5 protein-coding genes are annotated in these 7,385 nt (G+C 57.5%); 1 reads left to right on the top strand and 4 read right to left on the bottom strand.

Features of this window, described 5'->3' with window-relative positions:
• Window positions 1-304: 304 nt before the first annotated feature.
• The 3 genes from KGA85_RS28405 to KGA85_RS28395 all read right to left on the bottom strand — a co-directional run bounded on the left by KGA85_RS28405 (window position 305) and on the right by KGA85_RS28395 (window position 4,331).
• Window positions 305-943: a peroxiredoxin gene (locus tag KGA85_RS28405; protein WP_223455489.1), complete on the bottom strand. Its 639-nt coding sequence runs from the start codon at window positions 941-943 to the stop codon at window positions 305-307.
• A gap of 292 nt (window positions 944-1,235) precedes the next feature.
• Window positions 1,236-2,579: an OprD family porin gene (locus KGA85_RS28400; protein WP_223455487.1), complete on the bottom strand. Its 1,344-nt coding sequence runs from the start codon at window positions 2,577-2,579 to the stop codon at window positions 1,236-1,238.
• A 411-nt stretch (window positions 2,580-2,990) separates the two neighbouring features.
• On the bottom strand, window positions 2,991-4,331 hold the full coding sequence (locus KGA85_RS28395) for an OprD family outer membrane porin (RefSeq protein ID WP_223455485.1): 1,341 nt from the start codon (window positions 4,329-4,331) through the stop codon (window positions 2,991-2,993).
• A gap of 365 nt (window positions 4,332-4,696) precedes the next feature.
• Here KGA85_RS28395 and tauA point away from each other — a divergent pair, with 365 nt between their 5' ends.
• The gene (tauA, locus tag KGA85_RS28390; RefSeq protein WP_223543559.1) at window positions 4,697-5,686 is read left to right on the top strand and encodes a taurine ABC transporter substrate-binding protein; all 990 of its coding nucleotides are present in this window, start codon (window positions 4,697-4,699) and stop codon (window positions 5,684-5,686) included.
• A gap of 164 nt (window positions 5,687-5,850) precedes the next feature.
• On the opposite strand, the gene argA is transcribed toward tauA, so the two are convergent.
• Window positions 5,851-7,149 (bottom strand): amino-acid N-acetyltransferase, encoded by a 1,299-nt coding sequence (argA, locus tag KGA85_RS28385; RefSeq protein ID WP_223455481.1) that lies wholly within the window; start codon window positions 7,147-7,149, stop codon window positions 5,851-5,853.
• Window positions 7,150-7,385: the final 236 nt, after the last annotated feature.

Below are 7,385 nucleotides of genomic sequence, written 5' to 3'. Positions count from 1 at the left end.
TTCGATTCACGCTTCCTCCCCACACTCGGTCGCCCTCATGCAGTTGCGCTTCACTTCGTTCGCTGTGGTCAGCTTACGACGGGACTTTCACCCGCAAGATTGCGCCCATGCTGGGCGCACAAAAAAACAGGCCGTCGAAACGGCCTGAAAATCCCCTGCTTTGTGGGTGCTGTTAACTGTGAGGCCTGTGGTGCCTGACCCGGCGCCTTCGCGAGCAAGCCCGCTCCCACAGATGGACGCGGACAAATGTGGGAGCGGGCTTGCTCGCGAAGACGGCATCAGCCACACCGCCGATGCCGGCGACTTACCGGTTTGGCTGCGGCGTCAGGCGCAGGTAAGGCTTGACCGCCCGATAGCCCTTGGGAAAACGCTGTTTGATTTCATCCTCATCCTTGAGCGACGGCACGATCACTACCTCATCACCGTCCTGCCAGTTGGCCGGTGTGGCCACCTTGTAGTTGTCGGTGAGTTGCAGCGAGTCGATCACCCGCAGGATTTCATGGAAGTTGCGGCCAGTGCTCGCCGGGTAGGTAATCGTCAGCCGGACCTTTTTGTTCGGGTCAATCACGAACAGCGAGCGCACGGTCAGGGTGTCGTTGGCGTTGGGATGGATCAGGTCGTAGAGGTCCGAGACCTTGCGGTCTGCGTCATCCAGGATCGGAAAATTGACCACGGTGTCCTGGGTTTCGTTGATGTCCTCGATCCACTTGTGGTGCGACTCCACCGGGTCCACCGACAAAGCGATGGCCTTGACGCCGCGCACTGCGAACTCATCCTTGAGCCTGGCGGTGAAGCCCAATTCCGTGGTGCACACCGGGGTGAAATCCGCCGGATGGGAAAACAGCACGCCCCAGCTATCGCCCAGCCACTGATGGAAACGGATGATGCCGGCGCTGGAGTTCTGTTCGAAATCGGGGGCGATATCGCCAAGTCTGAGACCCATGGTGCTGCTCCTTGTGAGTGCTTGATGGGTTCAACTGTGCCTGTGTTTTTTATCTATTAAAAAGAATAAATATCGATTTATTTAGATCATAAAGAAATATTAAATATCTGTTCACTGGACGTGCTCGCACAACCCGCCGAACATCGCCCCCAAGGTTCGAGAAGGCCTTGAGTTGCTGCAAAGAGGGAACTTCAAGGCGGGATTACGGGGGTGAACCCGTCTTGAAAATGTAAAAGCCCCGCCCGGTGCAATACCGGGCGGGGCTTTTTTTGTCTCGGTTACGCGAGCGCTATTACAACAGCGGGATCGAGTAGCTGAGGATCACACGGTTTTCGTCCTGCGAACGCGTGTTCGGCAGGTCGGTGCGCCAGGTAGCGTTTTTCCACGCCAGACCCAGGTTTTTCAGCGGACCTTCCTGAACGACATAAGCCACGCTCAGATCGCGCTCCCACTCGGAAGCACCATTGGCCGCCTCGCCACCCTTGGCGTTAAAGGTATCGATATTGTCGCCATGCAGGTACACCAGACCCGCCGTCAGGCCAGGTACGCCGACCTTGGCGAAGTCATACGCGTAGCGTGCCTGCCAGGTGCGTTCGCCGGCACGGCCGAACTTCTGGATTTGCGAGTCGGTGATGGTGTAGTTCGACGAACCGTCGCCCTGGTTCAGCCAAGGGAAGTCGCTGTCGCCGTTGCTGACCTGGTAACCGGCGCCGAAGGTGTGACCGGCAACGGAGTACAGGAACAGGCCGCTGTACAGGTTGTTGTCGACCTTGCCTTTACCGTTGGCTGCACCGCTGTAATTGCCAGTGGTGAAGTACAGAGGGTCGTGACCGTTGGCACCGTCGTCGGAGCTGTTGAAATAACGCAAGTCTGACTTCAACACGCCAGGGCCGATGGCCCAGTTATGCGCCAGACCCAGGAAGTGTTGCTTGTAGAACTCTTCCAGGTTGCCGTAGTAGTACTGGGCCGTCAGGTCCTTGGTGATCTTGTAGTCGCCGCCGGCATAAATGAATTTGTTGCTGTCGCGGCCTGTAGCGGAACGGCTGTTGGCGCCGGAGATAGACAACTGTTCGTTGTTGCTCGAGTTACGACCTTTTACCTGCTCGATCTGACCGCCAATCAAGGTCAGGTCCTTGATGTCGTTCGAGGCGATCTGGCCCCCCTGCCAGGTTTGCGGCAGCAGGCGGCCGTCGTTGGTCACGATCACCGGCAGCTTTGGCTGCAAGGTACCCAGCTTCAGTTCGGTCTGGGAGATCTTGGCTTTGGCAGTCAACCCCAGGCTGGAGAAATCATCAACCGCTTCGCCGTTGGATTTGCTCGGGAAAACCGTGCCGCCGTACGAGTTGTTGCTCGCGCCGTTGGTGCCTCCACCGGAATCCAGTTTGACGCCCAACAGGCCGATCGCATCCACACCAAAACCGACAGTGCCTTGGGTGTAACCGGAGATGAAACGCAGATCGAAGCCTTGGCCCCATTCTTCGTTTTTGTTCGGGCCAGTGCCGTCACGGTAATCGGTGTTGATGTAGAAGTTACGCAGCCCCAGTGTTGCCTTGCTGTCTTCGATAAAACCCGCGGCGCTTGCCTGCTGGGTCAAAACCCCAACGGCCACAGCGATGGCCAAGGTGGACTTGTTCATGTTTCGCTCCTCTCGTTTCTAATTCTGATGTTCCTGGTCCCGAATCGATTGCCCGGGATCCTGAATGCATAAATTCACGGCAAACCGTCTAGGCCGGTCATTTGGCGGGCCGCAGGATACATGGCCTTAAAGCCAAAAAGAATTTTTCTGTGTTTTTTAATATCGTTTAGGAATATGACTTCCCACGACAGATCCGAGGTATCGGCGGCTAGGCCAATTCCTGAACCTGATCAATTGTCGAGGGACGAAACTGTCAAATCCGAGCTCAGGGATGAGTGTCGGACAGGCGCACTTTAAGCGGGATGGATAGAAACTAAAAAGAATAATAAACAATCAGCAAAGATCTTTATGGAATATCAAAAAATAGACAAAAAAAACCCCGCCAGCGAGCGGGGCTTTTTCTTACGACAATTACATGAAGCTGTAGGTGTAGTTGAAGATCAGACGGGTTTGGTCTTGATCAAGGGTGCTGGTGTTGCCACGGTAGGTACCGTGACGCAGAGTCGTACCAAACCCTTTCAGTGCGCCCGTTTGAATCACGTAATCAATGCGCGCGTCGGTCTCGTGCTCACTCAGGTCTTTACCAACACCGTTGGTAGCCTTGATGTCCTGGCCATTCAAGTAAGCAATCGAAGCTTTCAAGCCTGGTACACCCAGGGAGGCGAAGTCATAGGAGTACTGACCGAACGTGGTGTTTTCACCGGCACGGATAAAGCTGCCGACTGTGGCGTCGGTAAACGAGTAGAAGCTCGCGCCGCCGGCACCTTCAGGATTTCCGTTGCCATCGACAAGGTTGCCTTGGTTCAAGAAAACGAAGCCGCCGTCATCGTTGACACGCTGATGCCCGATCAGGAACGCGTTGCCACCCAGGGTATAGGTGAACATGGCGCTCCAAGTCTTGTTATCGATCTCACCCGGGGTCTTGGCGAAACCGTTGTTGTTGTTGAAACGGAAACCCGGATCGCCGTTCTTGCCGTCGGAGCTGCTATCGAAATAACGGATATCGGTCTTGAACGACTGATTGGCCGCGATCGGGTAGACGTGCACCAGACCGAGGAAGTTCTGCTTGTAGAAGTCTTCCAGGTTCGCATAGTAGTACTGCAGCAAGAGGTCTTTGGTGACCTTCCAGTCAGCACCGCCGTAGAGGAATTTGTTGCTGTCCTGAGTAGCGCCAGCCACAGACAGGCCAGTGGAGTTCGAGGAGGCACGACCCGACGCGTGCTCCAGTTGACCAAAGTTAAAGGTCACGTTGTCGATTTCTTTGGAGGTGATGGTGCCACCTTCAAAGGTCTGCGGCAGCAGACGGCTGTCGTTCGCGATCAGGATCGGCAGGTTAGGTGCCAGAGCGCCACCCAGGTGGGCTTCAGTCTTCGAGAAGCGCGCCTTGACGTTGCCATCCAGACGGCTCCACTCGTCGGCCGCCTCATTGCCATCGCTAGGGAAGAATGAGTTGCTGTTACCGGTCGGGTGATGCCCCTTGCCGCCATCCAGGTGGATACCAACCAGAGCCTGGGCGTCGATACCAAAACCTACGGTACCCTGGGTGAAACCGGACAGGTAATCGAACTTCAGACCCTCAGCGGTTTCGCGCTGACGGTTGGCAGGAGTGCTCGCACCTTCACGCATATCGGCGTCGTAATACATGGTGCGAGAGCTGATGGACGCCTTGCTGTCTTCCAGGAAACCTGCGGCGCCTGCTTGCTGCGCCAAAACCCCAACGGTCACGGCCAGAGCCAAGGTGGACTTGTTCATTGTGTAGCTCCTCTCGATTCTAATTCTTGTGTTCCTGGTCTCGAGTCGACGCCCGAAATCCTAAGATGCGCGATTAGCGCCAGAGCGTGACCCATAAGTCAATCGTAACCATATGTGTCTACGACCATAGTCTAATCCCCGGTTTTTTGGTCCCTGCAGGGTCATGAATTCGTCATGAACCTGAAAAGAATTACCCGATTCTTTTCTAATACCGTTTAGGAATTTAGCTCCCCACTGCGCGACCACCCCAGGATAGAAGGTTTGGCTCATAAGCTAATTCCTAATCGGTATTTATTTTCGCTTTTTTAGATCGATTAGTTTCTGACGCAATTCGGAAACAAATCCTTTACCGAAAGGCGGCCCCCATGACGACCAAACGCGCACTATCCGGACCAATTGTTACAGTTTGTGTATTGTTCGCATTTTCTTTCAGCGCTCATGCGGCGAACCTTACCGTCGGCTATCAAACCGGCATCGACCCGAGCAAAGTCCCTCAGGCCGATGGCCTTTATGAAAAAGCCATCGGCCAGCCCATCGACTGGCGGCGCTTCAACAGCGGCCCGGAAGTGGTCACGGCGATTGCTTCGGGCGATGTGCAAATCGGCAATCTCGGCTCCAGTCCGCTGGCCGCTGCCGCCTCGCGCAACCTGCCGATTGTCGCGTTCATCGTCTCGGCCCAGATCAATGCCGCCGAAGCGCTGGTGGTGCGCAACGGCAGCGGCATCGAAAAGCCGCAAGACCTGATCGGAAAGACCATCGCCACACCTTTCGTTTCGACTTCCCACTACAGCCTGCTTGGCGCGCTGAAGCACTGGGGCCTGGACAGTTCGAAAGTCAAAGTGGTGAACCTGCAGCCGGCGGAAATCGCGGCAGCCTGGAAGCGTGGTGATATTGATGGCGCGTTTGTCTGGTCGCCGGCGCTGGGGGAAATCCGCAAGAGTGGCAAGACCCTGACCGACGCTGCGCAGGTGGGCCAATGGGGGGCGCCAACCTTTGAGGTCTGGGTGGCGCGCAAGGATTACGCCGAGAAGCACCCAGAGGTGGTGGCCAAATTCGCCAAGGTCACCCTCGACGCCTTTGCTGATTACGCAGCGCATAAAGCCAACTGGACGGTCGACTCGGAGCCTGTGCAAAAAATCGCCAAACTGACCGGTGCCAATGCCGCCGATGTGCCCGAGTTACTGGCCGGTTCCGCATTCCCGGATGCCAAGGCGCAACAGAGCACCGCGCTGCTGGACGGCGGCACGGCCAAGGCCATTGGCGAGACGGCGAAATTCTTGAAGGAGCAAGGGAAGGTTGAAACGGTGCTGCCGGATTATTCGCCGTATGTTAGCGCGAGGTTTGTCACTGAATAATCCACTGAAACCTGTGGCGCGGGGGCTTGCCCCCGTTCGGTCGCGAAGCGGCCGCAAAACCATGTGACTCGGTCGGGCAGGTTTTGGGGCTGCTCCGCAGTCCAACGGGGCGATGCGGCGTTCCGACAAGCCCCCTCGCCACAAGGAAGCACATAGCCACAACATCAAAGGGCTTTTTCGAAGATCTTCGAATTACGCTGATAGTTGTACAACGACGCCCGCGCCGAAGGCAGGCGGTCAACGCTGCTCGGCACAAAACCACGTTCGCGGAACCAGTGTGCGGTGCGGGTGGTAAGGACGAATAAAGTCTTCAAACCCTGAGCCCGGGCGCGTGTCTCGATGCGTTCCAGCAATTCATCACCGCGACCGCCATGGCGATACTCCGGATTCACCGCCAGACACGCCAGCTCACCCGCATCCGAATCGGCAATCTGATATAGCGCCGCACAGGCGATGATCATGCCTTCGCGCTCGACCACGCTGAACTGTTCGATCTCGCGCTCCAGCACCTCGCGGGAACGGCGCACCAGGATGCCCTGCTCCTCCAGCGGGATGATCAAATCCAGCAATCCACCGACATCCTCAATGGCCGCTTCACGCACCACTTCGAATTGCTCCTGGGCCACCAGGGTGCCGCCACCGTCGCGGGTGAACAGCTCGGTCAGCAGTGCACCGTCTTCGGCGTAACTGACGATATGGCTGCGGGCCACGCCGCCACGACAAGCTTCGGCCGCGGCATCCAGCAACTCCGCCTGATAGTTACTGCCCAACCGCTGCAGATGCGCCGGCACTTGCTGTGGACGCAGTTCGCGCACCAGGCGCCCGTGTTCGTCAATCAGGCCCAGGTCGGCGCCGAACAGCAGCAGCTTGTCCGCGCCCAGGTCGATGGCCGCGCGGGTGGCGACATCTTCGCAGGCCAGGTTGAAAATCTCCCCGGTCGGCGAATAGCCCAGCGGCGACAGCAGCACGATGGAGCGCTCGTCCAGCAGACGGTTGATGCCCTTGCGGTCGACCCGGCGCACTTCGCCGGTGTGGTGATAGTCGACGCCTTCAAGCACGCCGATCGGCCGGGCCGTCACCAGGTTGCCGCTGGCCACCCGCAGGCGCGAGCCCTGCATCGGCGACGAAGCCATGTCCATCGACAGGCGAGCCTCAATGGCAATGCGCAATTGGCCAACTGCGTCGATCACGCACTCCAGGGTCGCCGCATCGGTGATGCGCATGCCGTGGTGGTAATGCGGAGTCAGGCCACGGGCCGCAAGGCGCTCTTCGATTTGCGGGCGGGAGCCGTGAACCAGCACCAGACGCACGCCCAGGCTGTGCAACAGCACCAGGTCGTGGACGATATTGCCGAAGTTCGGGTGTTCAACGCCGTCGCCGGGCAGCATGACGACAAAGGTGCAATCGCGGTGGGCGTTGATGTAAGGCGAAGCGTGACGAAGCCAATTGACGTATTCGGGCATGAACCTGGGCCTGTAATAAATAGCAGCCGAAAAAAGGGCGAAACTGAAAACGCACAGCGGGCTGATGGTTATCGTCGGAACAGGCTTGGCGACACGCGCGCTCTCCTCATGAATACGGGTTGGGGTACCGGCAATTTATACGGCTTGTCAGGTAATTCACAGACCCCTGTGGGAGCGGGCTTGCTCGCGAAGGCGGTGTGTCATTCAGTATTGAGGTGGATGACACGACGCCTTCG

It is taken from the genome of Pseudomonas sp. GL-B-12, from assembly GCF_019955895.1.
Lineage (GTDB): Bacteria > Pseudomonadota > Gammaproteobacteria > Pseudomonadales > Pseudomonadaceae > Aquipseudomonas.
The sequence above is the reverse complement of the archived record's forward strand: the minus strand, read 5'-3'. Positions and strand labels throughout refer to the sequence as shown.

What these genes read in the sequence shown, in the direction of transcription:
- KGA85_RS28405 (WP_223455489.1), bottom strand. Translation starts at nt 943, where the DNA reads ATGGGTCTCAGACTTGGCGATATCGCCCCCGATTTCGAACAGAACTCC.
- KGA85_RS28400 (WP_223455487.1), bottom strand. Translation starts at nt 2,579, where the DNA reads ATGAACAAGTCCACCTTGGCCATCGCTGTGGCCGTTGGGGTTTTGACC.
- KGA85_RS28395 (WP_223455485.1), bottom strand. Translation starts at nt 4,331, where the DNA reads ATGAACAAGTCCACCTTGGCTCTGGCCGTGACCGTTGGGGTTTTGGCG.
- tauA (WP_223543559.1), top strand. Translation starts at nt 4,697, where the DNA reads ATGACGACCAAACGCGCACTATCCGGACCAATTGTTACAGTTTGTGTA.
- argA (WP_223455481.1), bottom strand. Translation starts at nt 7,149, where the DNA reads ATGCCCGAATACGTCAATTGGCTTCGTCACGCTTCGCCTTACATCAAC.